Below are 19,218 nucleotides of genomic sequence, written 5' to 3'. Positions count from 1 at the left end.
CATGGCCGATCCGCGCCGCGTTGAATTCGGCGACTTCCTGAGGTCTCGCCGCGAAAAGCTGTCGCCGAAGACCGTTGGCCTTCCGGTCGGCCGGCGCCGGCGCACCGCGGGGCTGCGCCGCGAGGAGGTCGCGCAGCTCGCCGGCATCGGCGTCGACTGGTACATCCGCCTCGAACAGGGCCGCACCGTCAGCCCGTCGGTGACCACCGTCGATGCGCTGGCCCGCGCACTCCGCCTCAGCAAGACCGAGCACGCGCATTTGAAGGCGCTGGCGCGCGACGGCGCCAGGGGGGCGTTCACGCGCGAGATCGTGCCGTCGCCCATTCGGCGGATGATCGAGAGCCTGCCCCAGCCGGCCTATATCACCGGGCGCCGCTGGGATGTGCTGGCCTGGAACGCGGCGGCCGAAGAGGTCTTTGCCTTCGGTCAGTTGCCCGAGCAGGATCGCAACACGCTGCTGCTGGTGATGACCAACAAGCAGACGCGAAAATTCTACGGCGCGAGCTGGACCGACGTCGCCAGGAGCATGGTCGCGATGTTCCGCGCCAATCACGACGTCTGGGCCGGCGATCCCGCATTCGCTGAACTGCTGACAAGGCTGCGCCAGGGCAGTCCGGAATTCGTCAAATGGTGGGAAGCCCACGACATCCGCAGCACCGCCGCGGGCCTCAAGACCATGAACCATCCGACCAGGGGTGTACTCCGGTTCGAGCACACCAGCTTCCAGGCCAACGACGATCCCGCGCTGAAGCTGGTGATCTACACGCCGGTCGAGAACTGAGGGAGGGGCAGGCTCCAGCTCTTGAAGACTGCTTTGCAAGCCTGCGCGCTACGGCGACTGCGTGGCCGCGGGCGTTGCGCTGGCGTTCGGCAGGGTACCGCCTGCTGTCCATGGATTGTCCGTCCAGGGTGTCGGCTGCAGAGAATTCGCCGGCCAGGGTTTTGCCGGGCCTGTCGCCACCGAGGTGCAGGACGTCCCGAGCTGCGTCCACACCGAGGCCAAACCGGTCGTGTCGATGTTGAAGCTCGTGACGTCAGCCCGTCCCTCTGGTTCCGGCGTGGTTTCCCGGACCTGCAGGGAGTGCGAGGCCAGTACCGCCTTGACCATGTCGGGGTCGACGGCGCCGTTCCAGACCTCGTACTTCCCGAACCGCACCGGAGGCCCTCCGGCTTGCTTGCTCATGTCGGCGCTGGCCGCGATGAGAATCGTTTTCTTGCCGGCGGCCGATGCGTCGATCTCACCCGCGAACATCAGCGGCACGCGCTTCTTGTTTTCGCAGTACAGGCGCCATTCCATGGTCCGGAACGAGGCGTCGCTCTCCTTCTTCACCGCGGCGATCTTGCTGATGAAGGGCCGCGCTCCCTTTTCCAGCCGCCACGTCGTCTCGGCCAACGGTCGCGTGTCGATCCCGAACCGGTAGAGCTCGGGCCGCGTCAGCACGTGCAGCCTTTCAAACTTCACGGTGCTGATCAGCGCATCGAGCTCGCGGCTGATTCCCATCGCCGCAATGAACGCGGCGCGGTCGCGGTCGGCGCCGGCGATCCGGCGCCGCCGCGCTTCGGCGACCACTTCCGGAGGCGGATCGCCTCGAAACCGGAGGATCAGCCTGGAGTTATGGACCGCCAGCGCGGCATCGGGCGCAACCTCGCGAGAGGTCGCTCCGAGAAACAGGTAGCCGCAGGCCGAGTTGCACATCGCGTGATAGGTGCTGAGTTCGGCCTCGACCTCGCCGGTCGCGTTCTTGATCTTCAGGCATGCGGCGTCGATCTGCGTGCCCGCGGCGCACGCCGTTGCGATCGTCCGGCCAACCCGGGCGATCGCCTTGCGGCTGCGCAGCAGCCGGGCGATGACATAGGACTGCTCAACGTTTCCACCGGGCGAATGGAGGTAGATCGGGCGCTGCAGGTCCTTGACGCCGGCGAGGAAGCGGCGAATGCGGGACGCTGCGTCCTGATCGATCTGGCCTTCGATCGCGATCCAGCGGTCGCAGCCCGGCCCGCACGCGTCGGGCGCGCCCTTGGCGAGATAGATCGTCAGCCTGGAGGCAAAGCCGGGTTTCTCGGCCGGGGTTCCTTCGGCACGCAATGCGCCGGGAAGCGACAGCAAGGCCAGCAGAAGCAATATTCGGGCGAGCATGGAGCGATCGACTACGTATGGTGAGGGACCGTGACTGACGCTATACGACGATCGGCGTGGTCACAACTTGCGGTGGCATGGCGGTCCACGTTTTTTCGTTGGACACGGAGTGGACATCTCGAACGGCACAGGGACGCGGATCAAGGATTTGACCGTAACCATTCCGAAAAGGCGCGGATGGTTCTCTCGCGCGGATGGCCTGCCTTGCTGACCACATGGAAGCCGTAGCCAGGCAAGCTCAACTTGAACGCCTTCACGAGCGTACCGGCGGCAAGGTCGTGTGCCGTCAGCACATCACTGAACACTCCGATTCCTTGTCCTGCGATCACCGCCTCGATGGCGTGCAATTCCTCGCGGAAACTCAGATGCTGCATGTCCTTGAACGGGGGCACATCACGCCATCTGCGCTGAGCCGCGGAGAGCCATCGCTGCCAGGTGGGCGGCTCACGATCGGCCGGCGACCAATAAGAGTGGATCAGGACGTGATTTGCGAGGTCGACCGGTCGCATCACGCGCCCCGTTGCAAGCAGGCGCGGACTGCAGACGGCCCAGAATGTATCGGTGAAGAGATCTTCGACGATGCCGTCTGTCGGCCGTACTCGGCTGGTCGCGTAGCGAATGGCGACGTCGCCGTCTCCGGCCTGCAGATCGAGCACCGTGTCGGTGCCGATGACCTCCAGCGGCACGTCGGGATGCAACTTGCGCCACAGGGGCAGGCGGGGCACGAGCCAGCGGCTGGCGAATGCGTTGGTTGTCGTCACTCGGAGAGGCTGTTGGGCGCCTTCCTGCTTGACGCTCGCAATGGCCGCGGCAAACACTTCGAGCCCGCCGCGTATGGCGGGGAAAAGCCGCGCTCCGGCATCGGTCAACGAGAGCGGCCTTGGTCTGCGGCGGAACAGAGCGCGACCGCAATAAAGCTCGAGCAACCCGATCTGGTGGCTGATCGCCGTTGGCGTCACGCCGAGTTCTGCCGCTGCCTTCTTGAAGCTCAGATGGCGGGCGGCGGCTTCAAAAGCCCGAAGCTCGATCAGGGGCGGGAGCTTGTGCATGCCGTCCAGTCTAGGTGAAACTAATTCATCGTCACCTGAATTCTTCGGATTTGCGCGGAGATAGTGCGCGGTCAAGGATATGGCGGGTCAAGCTGAGGAGATCAGGTCATGTCGTCCATCGCATCTGTCGCAAGCGCTGCCGCCGATCTTGGCACCTCCTTTGGAGGGCAACTCCTCAAACCGGCGGACGAGGGCTATGAGGAGGCGCGAAAGGTCCATAACGGGCTGGTCGACAAGCGGCCGGCATTGATCGCCAGGTGCCGCAGCGTGGCCGACGTCGTTGACGCCGTCGCTCTTGCGACCAAGCTCGGCCTCGAGGTCGCCGTTCGCGGCGGCGGCCACAATGTAGCAGGACGCGCGACCATCGACGGGGGGATCATGATTGACCTCTCGCCCATGAAGGGTGTCCGGGTCGACCCTGTTGGCAAGACCGTTTGGGCGCAGGGCGGGGCCACCTGGGGCGAGGTCAATCGCGAAACGCAACTTCACGGACTTGCGGTCACCGGCGGCGTGGTCTCGACCACCGGGATTGCCGGCCTGACCCTCGGCGGAGGACTGGGCTGGCTGATGGGCAAGTACGGTCTGGCACTGGATAATCTGCGAGCCGTCGAACTCGTCACCGCCGATGGCAAGGTTTTGCGCGCCAGCAGGCAAGAGGAGCCCGATCTGTTCTGGGCCCTCCGCGGCGGCGGCGGAAACTTCGGGATCGCCACCAGTCTCGAATACGATCTTCATACGGTCGGACCGATCATGACCGGCGGTCCGATTGTCCATCCCATCGAACGCTCCCGTGAGGTGCTCGAATTCTTCCGGACCAGCACGCGGTCGCTCGCGGACGAGCACATGCTGTTTGCATCCCTGACGCATGCGCCGGACGGCTCCGGCACGGAGGTCGCGGTCCTGGTCACCAGTCACTGCGGACCGCTGGCGGATGCCGAACGAGCGGTGCGGCCGCTGAAACAGTTCGGGACTCCGATCCTGGATGCAGTCGGGCCGATTCCCTATTGCGACCTCAACCGCATGCTCGACGCCAACTATCCGAAAGGCGCCTTCAACTATTGGAAATCGAACTTCCTCGCGGAGCTCAGTGATGGCGCGATTGCGACCATGATCGAATGCTTCGCGCGCTGCCCGACTCCCATGGGGCAGTTCCTGGTCGAACACGTCCACGGCGCGGCGGCCCGCGTCGATGCCGGGGATACGGCATTCCCGCATCGGCAGGAGGGCTATAATTTCCTGATTCTCGCGCAGTGGATGCAGGCCAGCGATACCAGCCGCTGCATATCCTGGGCGCGCGACACCTACGAAAGGATGCGACCTTTCTTCGCCTCCGGCCGCTATGTCAATTATCTCGACGATGACGAGACGGGCGATCCTGTCGCGGCGGCCTATGGACCGAACTACCGGCGCCTGCAGCGGATCAAGGCGAAATACGATCCGACGAACTTCTTCCGGATGAACCAGAACATCCGGCCCCTGGCCTGATGGCCGGTTGAGGATTTCGTCGCTCTCATGGCCGTCTTCGGGAGAATTCGAGAATGGCTGTCGTGTGCCGACCCGCTTGTAGCGACGATTTGGCGAGAGCCGACGAGCTCGTGGTCGCCAGCATCAACGAACTCACGGAACGGCGGGGGTTCGGCAAGATGGCTTCCTCTCGCCCGCAGCATTTTCAAGCCTTTTCGCTCGCCGATGATCCCGAAGGTCTATGGGTTGCCGAGGACGACGGAGACATTGTCGGCTTCGCGTGGAGTTGGGTGTGTGGCGAGCTTTGGTTCTTGGCGCAGCTGTTCGTGGCGCCTGATCGGCAGAGCGACGGCATTGGCAATCAATTGCTCGGCAAGTCATTCGCTCACGCGGTAACGCGCGGAGCATCCGTCAAAGCGTTGATCACCTTCACCTTCAACAACGTGTCGCAGGGCCTCTACATCCGTCACGGACTATTCCCGCGCTGTCTGATCTACATGGTCAGCGTGCCTCGTGAACGCCTGGCGTCACGGTTGGCCGAGCCGCCGCTGCGTCTTGAACCTCTTGCCGCCGCGACGGCCCGGTTCGAGCACCTGGTGCCGATCGATGTCAGCGCTCTCGGCGTCTCCAGAGCGAAGCATCATCGATATCTCATCGGCGACAGCACGACGAACGGGTTCACCATTCACGCCGGCCGCGAGTGCGTCGGGTATGTCTATATTTCGGATGGTCACATTGGTCCGCTCGCGGTCCGCCGGCCGGATCTGGTTGGCCCCGCCTTGGCAGCTGCGCTTTCGTTGGCGGCGCGGAGCGATGTTGCAACCATCTCGGCCTTCCTGCCGGGTTCGAGCGAGCCGGCGCTCAAGGTGGCGACCGACCACGGCATGCATCTGACGTTCCCGATGCTGCTGATGTCCAATCGACAGTTCGGAGATTGGGTTAGTTACCTTCCGCGCAATCCGGGCTTCATGTAGATCTGGCAGGACTTGCGATCCCGCGTTGGCGGAACGCTGACGCGGCTGCGCGAACGATTCTGGCGTACATGCTGCGTTTGCAAGCCGGCCTCGCAGGGGCTATGTCCGGGCCTCCCGGACAAGAGCCCTGACATGACAATCTCCGATGACAACGACCTGACGCGCCTGAAAGAGATCGGTCGCATCGTCGCCAATGTGCTGGAGGCGATGGGGAAGGCGATTGAGCCGGGCATGAGCACCTCCGAGCTCGATCAGATCGGGCGAAAGTTGCTGGAGGCCGCTGGCGCGCGTTCGGCGCCGGAGCTGGCCTATGATTTTCCCGGGGCGACCTGCATCAGCGTGAACGAGGAGATCGCTCACGGCATTCCGGGCGAACGGCGGATCGCGCGCGGCGACCTCGTGAACATCGACGTGTCAGCCGAGAAGAACGGCTTCTTTGCCGATACGGGAGCCTCGTTCGCCGTTCCCCCCGTAAACCGCGCGATCGAACGTCTTTGCCGGGACGGCCGGCGGGCGATGTGGACCGGCCTGCAGCAGGTTGGCGCCGGCAGGCCGATTGCCGGCATCGGCCAGGCGATCGGGACATTTGCGCGAAAGAACGGCTACAGCCTGGTCAGGAATCTGGCCAGTCACGGCGTCGGCCTGTCGCTCCATGAGGAGCCGACGGAGATCGCAACCTGGCCCGACCGCTCCGAACGCCGCATCATGAAGGATGGCCTCGTGTTCACCGTCGAGCCGTTCCTCTCCATGGGTGCCGAATGGGCGGAGAATGGCGACGACCCATGGACGCTCTACAGCAGCCCCGAGGCGCCGACCGTTCAATACGAGCACACGGTTGTCGCCACCCGCAACGGACCTTTGATCGTGACGAGGGCGGGTTGAGGCCGCCGAGGTCGGAGTCGGATCATGTCAGACGGTCGATGATCTGAAGGAGCCGGTCGCAGGACGCGTCGATCCTTTTGAGTGGAGACGTCGCGACGCCCAGCAACAGTCCCGGACGCGCCGAAGCCTTCGAGGCATACCAGAGCGAGAGCGGCGTGGGCGCCAGTCCGAACGATGCAGCTTGCCTGGCGATGGCGAGATCAGGCGCTCCGTCCGGCAAGCGCAGGACCGCGGCCAGTCCTGCAATCGCAACGTTCGTGGTGCGCGTTCGAAGCTGCTTCAGCAATGCATCGCCTTGCGCGGTGTAGGCGCGCTTGGTGCGCCGCAGATGCCGCAGATAATGGCCCTCGCGGATGAAGTCTGCCGTGGCGAGCTGCACCGCTGGTCCGGGTGCCGGCGCGAGGCACGCCGCAGTCTCGGCAAATCGCGACGCCAGAGCGGCCGGTGCAACGACAAAGCCAAGCCGTAGGGCAGGCGTTACGGTCTTGCTGAAGGAGCCAATGTGAATGACGCGGCCGGCGCGATCGAGCGAGGCGAGCGCCGGCGTGGCCCGGCCCTTGAGCTGAAGTTCGCTGAGATAGTCATCCTCGATCACCCACGCGTTGTTTTGGGTTGCCCAGTCGAGCAGGCGCGATCGACGTGCCAGTGACAGCGTGGATCCGAGCGGCGCCTGCTGCCCCGGTGTCACGACAACCAGCGTGGCGTCGGGCGCTTGTTGCAGGCCGTCATCGACATCGATCCCATCTGCGTCAACCTTGATTGGCACGATCGACAATCCCGCAAGTTCGAGGCCGTGCCGGGTGAAGGGAAAGCCGGGATCCTCCATCCAGACTTTCTTCCTTTGCCCGAGGTCGAGGACACGGAGCGCCAGGCCGAGGCCGCCGCTGAAGCCGCTGGTGATGATGATCTGGGACGGTGCGCATTCGATCCCGCGCGCCAGCGCAAGATAGGCCGCGATCTCGCGGCGCAAGTCCAGCTCGCCGCGCGGATCGGGGTAGATCGCAGGTGCGCTCATCTCGACGCGAATTGCCCGTGCGCGCATTCGCGCGAGCAGCGTCGCAGGAAAGGTCTCCTGCGAAGGCACGCCCATCTGGAAGATCGCCGGCCCCGCCGTGAGCTCCTGGTACATCTCCATGAACGAGCCGGGGTCCGGCGCCTTGTCCCGCCGCACGGGAATGGACGGTCGGTCGGCGACGTGCGTGCCTGTCGCGCGGGCCGCGATGATCAGTTGGGCCGATGAGAGCTTGTCATAGGCTGAGCGCACGGTGCCGCGCGCGACGCCAAGCTGGGCCGCCAAATCCTGCCATGAGGGCAGGCGCGCGCCCGGGGCGAGCACGCCGCGCTCGATGGCGGCCCTGATCCCCCTGTGGATTTGCTCCGCCAGCGGCGTCTTCGCCGATCGGTCGAGCTTCAACCGCAGCGATCTGGTCATGACCCTTGGTACACGATTTTCTCGCGTTCTTGGTTCTTTTTTATAGACCACGACAGGGGCATCTGAGGGAGGAAAGAGGGGCTTCCTCGATGATCAAGGAGAAAGCGGATGAGTGAACGTCTCAACTACAACCACATTGCGCCGGCAGGCGCGAAGGCACTGGGCGGCGTCTATGGCTACGTGATGCAGAGCGGGCTTCCCGCGACGCTGGTGACCCTCACTTACCTGCGCATCTCCCAGATCAACAACTGCGCCTACTGCCTCGACATGCACACGCGGGATCTGCTGAAGAGCGGTGTGAAGGTCGAAAAGCTCGCGCTGCTGCAGGCTTGGGCCGAGGGCGGCGATCTCTTCGACGACCGCGAGCGCGCGGCTCTCGCCTGGGCCGAGACTGTCACCCGCGTCGCCGAGACCAACGTGCCCGATGAGGCCTATCAAGCCGCCCGCAAGGTCTTCAGCGAGCGCGAGCTTGTCGATCTTACGATCGCAATCAGCCTGATGAATGCCTACAATCGCATGTCGATCAGCTTCCGAAATACTCCGCAGGCCGCGCTCGAGAAGGCGGCCTGACGGATCGCGCGGCATCAGCCGAAACGCAAAGCAGGAGCTTGAAGATGATGAGTGTGATTTCCGGCGTCAAAATCCCCGACAGCAAGCTGGCGCGCGAGGCGGCTGAACTGGTGCGCAGCTACGAAGACGACATGCTTTTCAACCATTCCGTCCGGGTCTACGTCTTCGGCGCCATGAAGGGGCTGCGTCAGCAGCTTAAATTCGATCCCGAACTTCTCTATGTCGCGGCGTTGTTTCACGATCTCGGCCTCGTCGACCATTACCACACGCAGACAAAGCGATTTGAGGTTGACGGAGCCGACGCTGCGCGTGAGTTCTTGCGGGCGCGCGGCATCGCCGAGCCGCAAGCCGATCTGGTGTGGGAGGCAATCGCGCTGCACACCACGCCCGGCATTCCGCAATTCATGCGGCCGGAAATCGCGCTCACCAACGCGGGTGTCCTGGTGGACGTCGTCGGCATTGGGTATGACGACTACACGCCGGAGCAGCGCGCCCAGGTGATCTCGGCGTTTCCGCGCGGTGACTTCAAGAACGAGTTCCTGAAGGTGCAAACCTGCTCGGCGCTGAAGAAGCCGCAGACGACGTTCGGGACGGTCAATTTCGACTACATCGAGGATCACGATCCCAGCTTCCGCAAGCCGAATGCGTGCACGCGCATCCGCAGCACGCCCTGGCAGAGCTGAGCCGATCGCCGCACGCCTACGCCGCCCTATCTCCGCCGGAAACTAAACGGTTAGGATCCGGGGCGAGGCGGCGGGCTCGAGCGGCGAGGGCGCGTTGGTTTCTTCAGCGGAAAATACGGGTTCATCACGCATGTCGCCGAACGCCCGACGGCGAGATATCGGCACTGCTCGAGCGAGCCGTAGCGGCAGTCGAAATAGCCGACCTGGCCGTAGATCTGCATGCACACGGGATAGCTCGGATCATAGGTCTGCGCGCATGCAGATCCGCCCGCGAGAAGCAGGCCGATCACGGCCAGTGCGAGTCGAGCGCAGCGCATCTCAGCGCGGCAGGAAGTAGCCCGGTGAATAGCCCTGCGTCTGCGCGCGCGGACGATTCTGATAGGCGTAGGGGTCGTCGCTCTGTCCGACGAAATACGGATTGGCGATGCAGGTCAGCGCGCGTCCCGATGCGCTCGCCTGACACTGCGCATAGGTGTCGAACCTGCAATTGCTCAGGCCCGGCCATTCATCGCCGGTGAGGCAGAATGGATGATGCATGCCGAACGCGCGCGCGGGTGTTGATGCGCTCGACACGAATGCGAATGTGGCGAGTGCGAGCGAAAGTGTGGCGACAATGGGGAGGGCAATTCGTCTGCGCATCTTCAATTCTCCATCACGCGAATGTGCGCGCGACGTTGTTACGCGCGCATGCAATTTATCTCGTGTCGCCGACAATGGAACTACAGAAAACACTTATTTCAAAGGGTTTCCAGAACGCGCTGATAAATCTTCATTAATGAAGCGCGGGCCTTTGGAGCGAACTGTTGCGTCGAGGTTACAGCAATTCCGTCGATCACTGTTATGACCACGCTGCGGCCAGGGGGCCTAACGACGAAACTGGAACGAGACTCAAATGAAGAAGAATTTGTTGCTTGCCGCTGTGAGCCTTGTCGCGCTGAGCGCGACTGCGCCGGCGCTGGCTGCTGACCTCGCAGCTCGGCCGTACACCAAGGCACCGCCGGCGGCGATCGCCGCGGTCTATGACTGGAGCGGCTTCTATATCGGCGTCAACGGCGGCGGCGGTTCGGCGGACACGTCGTGGAACCTGATTAACTTCGGTGCGGAAGGCTCGCACAACTCGACCGGCGGCACGGTCGGTGGTCAGGTCGGTTACCGCTGGCAGTCCGGCCAGTTCGTGTTCGGCCTCGAAGGCCAGGGCAACTGGGCCGACTTCTCGGGTGACAACATCAGCGGCATCACCGGATTCCGGAATCGTACGCGCGTCGACTCGTTCGGTCTGATCACCGGCCAGGTTGGCTACGCCTGGAACAACGTCCTGCTCTACGCAAAGGGCGGTGCGGCTGTCGTCAGCAACAAGTACGACGTCTACAGCACTGTTACGGGTGCAAACCTCGACCGGGCTGACGAGACCCGCTGGGGTGCCACGGTTGGCGCGGGCCTGGAGTATGGCTTTGCTCCGAACTGGACGGTCGGCGTCGAGTACAACCACATCTTCCTCGGCGACCACGACATCACCTTTGCCAGCGGCGCTGTCGAGCGCGTCAAGCAGGACGTCGACATGGGTCTCGTCCGCCTGAACTACAAGTTCGGCGGTCCGATCCTCGGCCGTTACTGAGACTGACCGCTCGTCAACGAGCGGTCCTCGAAAAGCCCCGGCTTAGGCCGGGGCTTTTTTATTGCGTGAATTCAGCGAGTTAACCATTGCCTTTGGAGGTCGTCCGCCAGGCTTGACTCTTGAGAACGAAATGAGAACAATGTTCTGTATACGTTCCAACAAGGGAGCAAGCCATGTTCAGGGTTTTCGTGGAAGAGGCCGCCGCACTGGCGTCGATCACGCTGTTCGTCGGGATGATCGCGATCTGGGCGCAGGTCATACCGCAGCTCTAGGGGCAGCGGTTTGTAAACCGATGCTCTCCCGACCGGTGCCCCCTTGGGGAAAAGCGGGACGACGCGGCCAATTGGCCGCTCCGGCGTGGACTCTGAAGCTGCGACACCTCACCATTGCGAGGCGAGTCGGCAAGCGAAGGCAAATGGCGAGTGCATGATGCCTTTGAGGAGCCGGCGACCGCTCCATTCCATCTGCAAGAGGCCGTCACGCGACCATGCCGAGCGCCGGATTTGTCCACCTTCACGTTCACTCGGCCTATTCGCTGCTCAAGGGCTCGATCAAGATCGCCAAGTTGGCCGAGCTTGCCAAGAAGGACCACCAGCCGGCGCTGGCGCTGACCGACACCGACAATCTGTTCGGTGCGCTGGAGTTCTCCGACAAGATGGCGGGCTCCGGCATCCAGCCGATCGTCGGCTGCGAGCTGGCGATCGATTTCGGCGACCAGGATCCGAATGCGCGCAACGCGATGGGGCCGTCGCGCGTGGTGCTGCTGGCCGCGCAGGAGCGCGGCTATCGCAGCCTGATGCGGCTCAACTCGCGCGCCTTCCTCGAGTCGCCGGATAGCCACGCGCCGTTCGTCAAGCTCGACTGGTTCGAGGGCGAGACCGAAGGGCTGATCGCGCTGACGGGCGGACCCGACGGGCCGATCTCGCTGGCGCTTGCCGGCGGTCATGCCGAGCTTGCCGCCCTGCGCTGCGAGCGTCTGGCCGGCCTGTTCGGCGACCGCCTCTACATCGAATTGCAACGCCACAACACCGAGAAGGAGCGGCGCGTCGAAAGCGGCCTGATCGACATCGCCTACGCCAAGGGACTGCCGCTGGTCGCGACCAACGAGCCATATTTCGCTGCGACCGACGACTACGAAGCGCATGACGCGCTGCTGTGCATTGCCGGCGGGCGGCTGATCGCCGAGACCGAGCGCGAGCAGCTGACGCCGGATCATCGTTTCAAGACCCGCGCCGAGATGGCGGTGCTGTTCGCCGACATTCCGGAGGCGCTGGCCTCGACGGTGGAGATCGCCGAGCGCTGCTCGTTCCGCCCGATGACGCGCAAGCCGATCCTGCCGTTCTTCACCGTCGGCGCTGCGTCGAGCTCGGATGCCGCTGCAGTCGAGGCCGCGGAGCTGAAGCGCCAGGCGGAGGAGGGGCTCGCCAATCGCCTGCGGGTCCACGGCCTGTCGCAGGGCACGACGGACGAGGATTACAGCAAGCGCCTGGCGTTCGAGCTCGACGTCATCATGCGCATGAAATACGCGGGCTACTTCCTGATCGTGTCCGACTTCATCAAATGGGCGAAGGGCCAGGGCATTCCGGTCGGGCCGGGCCGCGGTTCCGGCGCAGGCTCGCTGGTGGCGTGGGCGCTGACCATCACCGACCTCGACCCGATCAAGTTCGGCCTGCTGTTCGAGCGCTTCCTCAATCCCGAACGTGTCTCGATGCCGGACTTCGACATCGACTTCTGCCAGGACCGCCGCGGCGAGGTGATCAGGTACGTCCAGGAGCGCTACGGCCGCGACCAGGTCGCGCAGATCATCACCTTCGGAACGCTGCAGGCGCGCGGAGTGCTGCGCGACGTCGGCCGCGTGCTGCAGATGCCCTATGGCCAGGTCGACAAGCTGACCAAGCTGGTGCCGCAGAATCCGGCCGCGCCCGTCACGCTCGCGGCCGCAATCGAAAGCGAGCCAAAACTCCAGGCGTTCCGCGACGAAGATCCGATCGTGGCGCGCGCCTTCGACATCGCCCAGCGCCTCGAAGGCCTCACCCGCCACGCCTCGACCCATGCCGCCGGCATCGTGATCGGCGATCGCCCATTGAGCGAGCTCGTGCCGCTCTACCGCGATCCCAAATCCGACATGCCGGTGACCCAGTTCAACATGAAATGGGTCGAGCCCGCGGGCCTCGTCAAATTCGACTTCCTAGGCCTGAAGACGCTGACCGTGCTCGATGTCGCCTGCAAGCTGCTCAAGCCGCGCAACATCGACGTCGATCTCGCGACGCTGCCGATCGACGACGCCGAGAGCTACCAGATGCTGGCGCGCGGCGAGGTGGTCGGCGTGTTCCAGGTTGAAAGCCAGGGCATGCGGCGCGCGCTCGTCGACATGCGCCCCGACCGTTTCGAAGACATCATCGCGCTGGTGGCGCTGTATCGCCCGGGTCCGATGGCGAACATCCCGACCTATTGCGCGCGCAAGCACGGCGACGAGGAGCCGGAGTATCTGCATCCCGTGCTGGAGCCGATCCTGAAGGAGACCTTCGGTGTCATCATCTACCAGGAACAGGTGATGCAGATCGCGCAGGTGATGTCGGGCTATTCGCTCGGCGACGCCGACCTGCTCCGCCGGGCCATGGGCAAGAAGATCCGCGCCGAGATGGACAAGCAGCGCGACATCTTCGTCGCGGGCGCGGTGAAGAACGGCGTGCCGAAGGGGCAGGCCGAGACCATCTTCGAGCTCCTGGCGAAGTTCGCCGACTACGGCTTCAACAAGAGCCACGCGGCGGCCTATGCGCTGGTGTCTTATCACACCGCCTATATGAAGGCGCATTATCCGGTGGAGTTCATCGCGGCGTCGATGACGCTCGATCTCAACAACACCGACAAGCTCTCCGAATTCCGCTCCGAGGCGCAGCGCCTCGGCATCAAGGTCGAGCCGCCGAACATCAACCGCTCCGGCGCGACCTTCGAGGTCGGCGACAAGGTCATCTACTATGCGCTCGCAGCGCTCAAGGGCGTCGGCATCCAGGCGATCGAGCAGATCATCGAGGAGCGCACCAAGCGCGGGCTGTTCACCTCGCTCGCGGACTTCGCGGCAAGGGTCAATCCGCGCGCGATCAACAAGCGCATCATCGAAAGTCTCGCCGCCGCCGGCGCGTTCGACACGCTGGAGCCGAACCGCGCCCGCGTCTTCGCCGGCGCGGACTCGATCCTGGCCGCCTGCCAGCGCGCGCATCAGGCCGAGACTATCGGCCAGAACGACATGTTCGGCATGTCGGCGGATGCGCCGACCATCATGCTGCCGCAGATCGAGCCCTGGCTGCCGGCCGAAAAGCTCCGCCGCGAATACGACGCCGTCGGCTTCTTCCTGTCGGGCCATCCGCTCGATGATTACGCCACCGTGCTGAAGCGGCTGCGGGTGCAGTCATGGGCCGAGTTCTCGCGCGCGGTGAAGACCGGCGCCACCGCCGGCAAGGTCGCAGCCACCGTGGTCTCGCGCATGGAGCGGCGCACCAAGACCGGCAACAAGATGGGCATCATGGGACTCTCTGATCCCACGGGCCACTTCGAGGCGGTGCTGTTCTCCGAAGGTCTCGCGCAATATCGCGACGTGCTGGAGCCGGGCGCTGCCGTGCTGCTGCAGCTCGGCGCCGAGCTGCAGGGCGAGGACGTCCGCGCCCGCGTGCTGCATGCCGAGCCGCTGGATGACGCCGCCGCCAAGACGCAGAAGGGCCTGCGCATCTTCCTGCGCGACACCAAGCCGCTGGAATCGATCGCCAAGCGCTTGGCCGGTCCCGACATGGCCGCCTCGAACGGCGCCGCGCCGAAGGTCGGCAGTCCCGGTATCGCGCCGCGCTCCAATGGCGACGGCGAGGTCTCGCTGGTGATGATGCTCGACCTCGAGACCGAGGTGGAGATGAAGCTGCCCGGCCGTTTCAAGGTTTCGCCGCAGATTGCCGGCGCGATCAAGGCGGTCGCGGGCGTGGTGGACGTGCAGCAGCTCTGACATTGCCGGCGCCCCCGCAAACCAAAGCTTAACTATTTGGCTCCCGCCCGGTTTCGAAGTCGCTCGCACGCAGCTATTAGTTGTTGTTCCGAGAATCTCGATCGGCGAAGCCAGGAAGAACAACAGCCATGTGCGACAAATGCTCTGAAAATCTGCATCAATCGGTTGCCCCCTCCCGGCGCTCGATGATGCTTCTTGCCGCTTCGGCACTCGGAGTGGCGGCGTTTGGCGGGACCGCATTAGCCAAGGAGGCGAAGGCGCCGCCCAAACCCCAGAACGTGCTTTCGCCCGATGCGGCGCTCAAGCGGCTGATGGAGGGCAATTCGCGCTATGTGTCGGGTGTGTCGCGCCGCCACGACTTCACGCATGAGCGCGAAGCGCTGGTCGGCGGTCAGAATCCCTACGCCGCCGTCTTGAGCTGCGCCGATTCGCGCATCGCGCCCGAATATGCGTTCGACAGCGGACGCGGCGATCTGTTCGTGTGCCGCGTTGCCGGAAACTTTGCCGGCGACGAGACGGTTGCGAGCATGGAATACACCGTCGCCGTGCTGGGCACGCCCCTGATCCTGGTGCTCGGCCACGACAATTGCGGCGCGGTCGATGCGACCATCAAGTCGCTGAAGGACGACAAGCCGCTGCCGGGACACATCCCGACGCTGGTCGCGGCGATCGCACCTTCGGTGAAGACGGCGGCCCAGCAGAGCGGAAACGCGCTCGACAACGCTATTCGCCAGAACGTCATCGACAACGTTGCCAAGCTGAAATCGGCCGCCCCGCTTCTCAACGCAGCGGTCGAACAGGGCAAGCTCAAGGTGGTCGGCGGTATCTATCGGTTGCGTACAGGGACCGTCGAGTTGATTGCCCAGGGTTAAAGCCCGGCGTTTGGAGCATCGGGCGTCGTGTGCAGCAGCTCCGACGCCCGGCCCGCGCCATCCACGCGATGGTTGCCGGGCGTTGTTGCGACCTGTCGCTGATTCCAGCTAGCATGAATCCCGGGGAATGGACTGGGGTGTGCGATGCTGCGACGGGGCGCGTTGTTGTTGGCCATTGGTGTGATGCTGGTGGGCTGTGTCAGCGATCAGGTCGGGACCGACTTTGCCTCTGTGTCAAGAAAGGTCGGGCCTCCGCGCGCCGGGCACTCCCGCGTCGTCCTGCTCCAGGACAAGCGGAATGGCCTCAGCATGGCGATCTGCGCCTGCGAGGTGAAGCTCGACGGTGCTGCACTCGGCAAAATCGTCGCCGGGAAATATGCCTATGCCGATCGTCCCGCGGGTCGCCATGAATTGCTGGTGACGGAGCTGATGTTTCCGGGCGACACCAAGCGCGAGATCGTGATGGAAGCCGGCCGGACGCATTTCTATCTCATCAAGAGCAGCCCCAGGCACGACGCCGCGACGGGCGGCGCGGTCCTCGGCGGCCTGGTCGGGCTTGCGGCTGTTTCCATCGCGACGGCAGGAGAGGCGAATCCCGGGCCGGCCGAACTCATTGCGCTGGACGAGGCGACCGCGCGAACGAAGCTCGCCGAGCTGCAAGCTGTGGAGTAAGGTGAGGCTGACCTGAAGCGGACGCCAGCAGCGGCGTGGCCACGCCACTGCCTCAATCCGAGCTTTTCGTTCAACCGCCGTTCAGCCGGCTGCGCGCCTCATGCGTGGTGGCACCTCAACTACAGTAGCGGGCAAGCAAGCCATGCGTGGGACGTTCCGAGTCTTCATTTGCCTTCTCCTGCCGATCGTGGCCCTTGCCGCTGGCACGCCGGGAGCAGCAAACGCGCAGCAGCAGGAGAAGCGCATCGCGCTCGTGGTTGGCAACGGCGCTTATGCCAAGTCGCCGCTGGCAACGACTGCGAACGACGCCGGCCTGATCGCGCAGACGCTGCAGGCGGCCGGCTTCGACGTCGTCGGTGCCCGAGATCTCGACGGCGACACGCTGCGCAAGAGTTTTCGCGACTTCATCCAGAAGGCCCAGGCCTCGGGGCCGGGCACGGTCGCGATGATCTATCTCGGCGGCTACGGCGTGCAGCTTGCCGGCGAGAACTATTTCATCCCGGTCGATTCCAACATCACCCGCGACACCGACGTTCCGACCGAGGCGTTGCGGATCAGTGATTATGTGCGCCAGCTCGCCTCGATCCCGCTCAAGGCCAACATCGTCGTGCTCGACGCGGCCCGCGCGCAGCCCTTCATCGAGGGCGGCCAGCCGATCGCGAGCGGTCTGGCGCTGGTCGAGCCCGAGCCGAACATGCTGATCGCGTTCAACGCCGCGCCCGGCACGGTCGCGCCGGAGGAGCCGGGGCCTTACGGCATCTACGCCCAGTCGCTCGCCGAGATGATCCGGACCGGCGGCCTGCCGCTGCCTGAGGTGTTCGACCGCGTTCGCCTGCGCGTCAACGAGGCCTCCAAGGGCGCGCAGGTACCCTGGAACGAGCAGAAGATCTCGGCGCCATTCTCGTTCTTCGAGCGCGGACCCGACGCGCCGCCGCCGGAGGCCGCGCCCGACCAGGTCGCCGCGATCCGGAGCAAGCCGATCCGCGACCTCGGCGTGCGGGATGCCTATGCCGCCGCGCTCGAGCGCGACACGCTGCCGGCTTATGAGGAGTTTCTCGCCGCCTATCCCGGCGATCCCTTGGCGAAGCGCGTGATGGCGATCGTCGCGGCGCGCCGCGAAGCGATCACCTGGCGACGCACTTACCGGAACGACACGCCGGAAGCCTATTGGTCGTATCTGCGCCGCTATCCGCGCGGGCCGCATGCGGCGGACGCGCGCCGGCGCCTCGCGATCCTCACGGCGCCGGCCGAGCCGCCGCCGAGCTTTGCGATGATCGACTACGACGTGCCGCCACCGCCGCCGGAGGAGGTGGTCTATGTCGACCGTCCGGTGCTGTATTTCAGCGATCCCGATTTCGGCTTCGCGCCGCCACCGCCGCCTCCGGTCTATTATCTGCCGCCGCCGCCGCCGGATTTCGTCGTGTTGCCGCCGCCGCTGCCCGTGGTCGGCCTGTTCGTGCTGCCGCAGCCGGTGTTCGTGCCGATCCCGGTGTTCGTCAGGCCGCCGGTCTATGTCGCGCCGCCGCCGAACAACATCATCTACCAGAACATCCATAATACGACGGTGATCAACACCGTGATCAACCGCCTGCCGGCACCAGCACCGGCTACCGGGGCAGGGGCCGGACCGGGCAATCTGGCGCCAGCGATTGCCGGCCGTGCCAACCCAGCCGGGCCTGCCGTTCCGCAGGCGGTCGTGCAGCGCGCCGCGCTGATCCAGCAGGGCAAGGCGCCGATGCCGCCAAGCGCGACGATCCAGCCGACGGCGAGGCCCGGCGCGCCTCCGGTGACGCCGACCACGGCAGTCGCGCCGACCGCAGCGCCAACGGCTGCGCCGCAGACGGCGCCGACACTTGCTCCGCAGACCAGGCTGCCCCAGGCCAACACGCTGCCGGTTCCTGGTGCCCATGGCGGCCCGCCGCCACCGCCAGCGGGGGCAGGGCCTCTGCCGGGCGGAAGGCCCGTACCGCCGACGGCGACCGCACCCGGTGTGACACCGCCGGCTCGTCCGGCGGCGCCGACCACAGCTGCTCCCGGCACAACGGCCGGTCCCGGCACAACACTGCCTGCTCATTCCAATGCGCCAACGGCTGCCGCGCCGGCAACCGCTGCGCCCGCCGTGACCAACCCGACTGCTGTGCCCGGCCAGCCCCCCAGGCCGCCGGTGGCGCAGACGCCGCCCGGCACCGGGCCTGCGGATCGCGCCAAGTCTGCGACCCGTGAGCCTGCTGGCTCGCCGCCCGCCGGTGCAGGCGCGCCGGCGACACCTCCGGCCGCGGCCGGGAGGCCGATCGCGCCGCCGCCTTCAGCGGCACGTGAGCCGATCAGGCCGCAGCATTTGCCATCTGCGGCCCCGCCGCAGGCGGCCAGGCCGGCTGCACCGCCGCCGCGGCCGCAGGCCGTGGCGCGGCCCACGCCACCACCCCCGCCGCATGTGTCGGCGCCGCCACCGAGGATGGCCGCACCTCCGCCGCCACGCCCGGCTCCTCCGGTTGCCGTCGCGCGGCCGGCGCCTCCGCCCATGGCGCGGCCCGCTCCACCGCCGCCGGTGGCCCGACCGGCACCCCCGCCGCCGCCGCGTATGGCCGTTGCGCCACCACCCCCACCGCGCCCGGCCGCGCCGCCTCCGCCGCGTCCCGCACCTCCGCCGCCGGCGGCCAAGAAGTGCCCGCCGAACCAGCCCAGATGCTAATCGGGTGCTAGGAGAGGCCCGGTCTCCAGGGAAAGGGCCTCTCGAGGCGAAAACCGCCTCTGAACGGCCCTTATTTCCTTGCTTCTGGCCGAAATGGCGCTATATAGCGCGCCATCTCACACGGAAACATGGCTCACAAGGCCGTCCGGTGGCAACCGGGGCGAGGACGCTCCGTTTTGCTCACA

16 protein-coding genes are annotated in these 19,218 nt (G+C 65.4%); 11 read left to right on the top strand and 5 right to left on the bottom strand.

Translation table 11 applies throughout. From position 1 onward, the window contains the following. Position 1: 1 nt before the first annotated feature. Complete coding sequence (locus BM190_RS17880) at positions 2-781, top strand: helix-turn-helix transcriptional regulator (RefSeq protein ID WP_092257230.1); 780 nt, start codon at positions 2-4, stop codon at positions 779-781. A gap of 48 nt (positions 782-829) precedes the next feature. Here the strand turns inward: BM190_RS17880 and BM190_RS17875 are convergent, their stop codons facing one another. Then, positions 830-2,137 carry a COG3904 family protein gene (locus tag BM190_RS17875; RefSeq protein ID WP_092257226.1) on the bottom strand — a complete coding sequence of 436 codons (1,308 nt, stop codon included), beginning with the start codon at positions 2,135-2,137 and terminating at the stop codon, positions 830-832. A 140-nt stretch (positions 2,138-2,277) separates the two neighbouring features. Next, complete coding sequence (locus BM190_RS17870; protein WP_092257223.1) at positions 2,278-3,186, bottom strand: LysR substrate-binding domain-containing protein; 909 nt, start codon at positions 3,184-3,186, stop codon at positions 2,278-2,280. Between the two features lie 108 nt (positions 3,187-3,294). On the opposite strand from BM190_RS17870, the gene BM190_RS17865 reads away from it, so the two are divergent. The 3 genes from BM190_RS17865 to map all read left to right on the top strand — a co-directional run bounded on the left by BM190_RS17865 (position 3,295) and on the right by map (position 6,506). Then, complete coding sequence (locus BM190_RS17865) at positions 3,295-4,671, top strand: FAD-binding oxidoreductase (protein WP_092257220.1); 1,377 nt, start codon at positions 3,295-3,297, stop codon at positions 4,669-4,671. A gap of 53 nt (positions 4,672-4,724) precedes the next feature. Further along, positions 4,725-5,624 carry a GNAT family N-acetyltransferase gene (locus BM190_RS17860; protein WP_177237141.1) on the top strand — a complete coding sequence of 300 codons (900 nt, stop codon included), beginning with the start codon at positions 4,725-4,727 and terminating at the stop codon, positions 5,622-5,624. A gap of 132 nt (positions 5,625-5,756) precedes the next feature. After that, entirely contained in the window at positions 5,757-6,506 is a 750-nt protein-coding gene (map, locus tag BM190_RS17855; protein WP_092257216.1) for a type I methionyl aminopeptidase, read from the top strand. Positions 6,507-6,528: 22 nt separating this feature from the next. Here the strand turns inward: map and pdxR are convergent, their stop codons facing one another. Continuing rightward, complete coding sequence (pdxR, locus tag BM190_RS17850) at positions 6,529-7,938, bottom strand: MocR-like pyridoxine biosynthesis transcription factor PdxR (protein ID WP_092257213.1); 1,410 nt, start codon at positions 7,936-7,938, stop codon at positions 6,529-6,531. 108 nt (positions 7,939-8,046) lie between these two features. Here pdxR and BM190_RS17845 point away from each other — a divergent pair, with 108 nt between their 5' ends. After that, positions 8,047-8,508, top strand: coding sequence for a carboxymuconolactone decarboxylase family protein (locus BM190_RS17845; protein ID WP_018320193.1), 462 nt, complete (start codon positions 8,047-8,049; stop codon positions 8,506-8,508). 44 nt (positions 8,509-8,552) lie between these two features. Beyond that, on the top strand, positions 8,553-9,191 hold the full coding sequence (locus BM190_RS17840; RefSeq protein WP_092257762.1) for an HD domain-containing protein: 639 nt from the start codon (positions 8,553-8,555) through the stop codon (positions 9,189-9,191). Between the two features lie 50 nt (positions 9,192-9,241). Here BM190_RS17840 and BM190_RS17835 read toward each other — a convergent pair whose 3' ends face one another. Continuing rightward, positions 9,242-9,508, bottom strand: coding sequence for a DUF3551 domain-containing protein (locus BM190_RS17835; protein WP_018320195.1), 267 nt, complete (start codon positions 9,506-9,508; stop codon positions 9,242-9,244). A gap of 1 nt (position 9,509) precedes the next feature. Next, entirely contained in the window at positions 9,510-9,830 is a 321-nt protein-coding gene (locus BM190_RS17830; RefSeq protein ID WP_092257759.1) for a DUF3551 domain-containing protein, read from the bottom strand. A 253-nt stretch (positions 9,831-10,083) separates the two neighbouring features. Between BM190_RS17830 and BM190_RS17825 the strand changes: the two genes are divergently transcribed. The 5 genes from BM190_RS17825 (at position 10,084) to BM190_RS17805 (ending at position 19,033) form a co-directional block, all read left to right on the top strand. Next, positions 10,084-10,806: an outer membrane protein gene (locus BM190_RS17825; RefSeq protein ID WP_092257210.1), complete on the top strand. Its 723-nt coding sequence runs from the start codon at positions 10,084-10,086 to the stop codon at positions 10,804-10,806. A 487-nt stretch (positions 10,807-11,293) separates the two neighbouring features. After that, the gene (dnaE, locus tag BM190_RS17820; RefSeq protein ID WP_092257207.1) at positions 11,294-14,797 is read left to right on the top strand and encodes a DNA polymerase III subunit alpha; all 3,504 of its coding nucleotides are present in this window, start codon (positions 11,294-11,296) and stop codon (positions 14,795-14,797) included. A 128-nt stretch (positions 14,798-14,925) separates the two neighbouring features. Beyond that, the gene (locus tag BM190_RS17815) at positions 14,926-15,669 is read left to right on the top strand and encodes a carbonic anhydrase (protein WP_092257205.1); all 744 of its coding nucleotides are present in this window, start codon (positions 14,926-14,928) and stop codon (positions 15,667-15,669) included. Between the two features lie 165 nt (positions 15,670-15,834). Continuing rightward, on the top strand, positions 15,835-16,341 hold the full coding sequence (locus BM190_RS17810) for a DUF2846 domain-containing protein (protein WP_244550668.1): 507 nt from the start codon (positions 15,835-15,837) through the stop codon (positions 16,339-16,341). Between the two features lie 142 nt (positions 16,342-16,483). Then, a complete protein-coding gene (locus BM190_RS17805; protein WP_092257202.1) occupies positions 16,484-19,033 on the top strand; it encodes a caspase family protein in 2,550 nt (849 codons plus the stop codon). Positions 19,034-19,218: the final 185 nt, after the last annotated feature.

This window comes from Bradyrhizobium sp. Rc3b (genome assembly GCF_900114915.1).
In the GTDB taxonomy this organism is placed as follows: domain Bacteria; phylum Pseudomonadota; class Alphaproteobacteria; order Rhizobiales; family Xanthobacteraceae; genus Bradyrhizobium.
The sequence above is the reverse complement of the archived record's forward strand: the minus strand, read 5'-3'. Positions and strand labels throughout refer to the sequence as shown.

Bases quoted from the DNA above. Each gene is read 5' to 3' on its own strand.
- BM190_RS17880 (WP_092257230.1), top strand. From the start codon at position 2: ATGGCCGATCCGCGCCGCGTTGAATTCGGCGACTTCCTGAGGTCTCGC.
- BM190_RS17805 (WP_092257202.1), top strand. From the start codon at position 16,484: ATGCGTGGGACGTTCCGAGTCTTCATTTGCCTTCTCCTGCCGATCGTG.
- BM190_RS17815 (WP_092257205.1), top strand. From the start codon at position 14,926: ATGTGCGACAAATGCTCTGAAAATCTGCATCAATCGGTTGCCCCCTCC.
- pdxR (WP_092257213.1), bottom strand. From the start codon at position 7,938: ATGACCAGATCGCTGCGGTTGAAGCTCGACCGATCGGCGAAGACGCCG.
- BM190_RS17845 (WP_018320193.1), top strand. From the start codon at position 8,047: ATGAGTGAACGTCTCAACTACAACCACATTGCGCCGGCAGGCGCGAAG.
- BM190_RS17840 (WP_092257762.1), top strand. From the start codon at position 8,553: ATGATGAGTGTGATTTCCGGCGTCAAAATCCCCGACAGCAAGCTGGCG.
- BM190_RS17825 (WP_092257210.1), top strand. From the start codon at position 10,084: ATGAAGAAGAATTTGTTGCTTGCCGCTGTGAGCCTTGTCGCGCTGAGC.
- map (WP_092257216.1), top strand. From the start codon at position 5,757: ATGACAATCTCCGATGACAACGACCTGACGCGCCTGAAAGAGATCGGT.
- BM190_RS17865 (WP_092257220.1), top strand. From the start codon at position 3,295: ATGTCGTCCATCGCATCTGTCGCAAGCGCTGCCGCCGATCTTGGCACC.
- dnaE (WP_092257207.1), top strand. From the start codon at position 11,294: ATGCCGAGCGCCGGATTTGTCCACCTTCACGTTCACTCGGCCTATTCG.
- BM190_RS17870 (WP_092257223.1), bottom strand. From the start codon at position 3,186: ATGCACAAGCTCCCGCCCCTGATCGAGCTTCGGGCTTTTGAAGCCGCC.
- BM190_RS17875 (WP_092257226.1), bottom strand. From the start codon at position 2,137: ATGCTCGCCCGAATATTGCTTCTGCTGGCCTTGCTGTCGCTTCCCGGC.
- BM190_RS17830 (WP_092257759.1), bottom strand. From the start codon at position 9,830: ATGCGCAGACGAATTGCCCTCCCCATTGTCGCCACACTTTCGCTCGCA.
- BM190_RS17835 (WP_018320195.1), bottom strand. From the start codon at position 9,508: ATGCGCTGCGCTCGACTCGCACTGGCCGTGATCGGCCTGCTTCTCGCG.
- BM190_RS17860 (WP_177237141.1), top strand. From the start codon at position 4,725: ATGGCTGTCGTGTGCCGACCCGCTTGTAGCGACGATTTGGCGAGAGCC.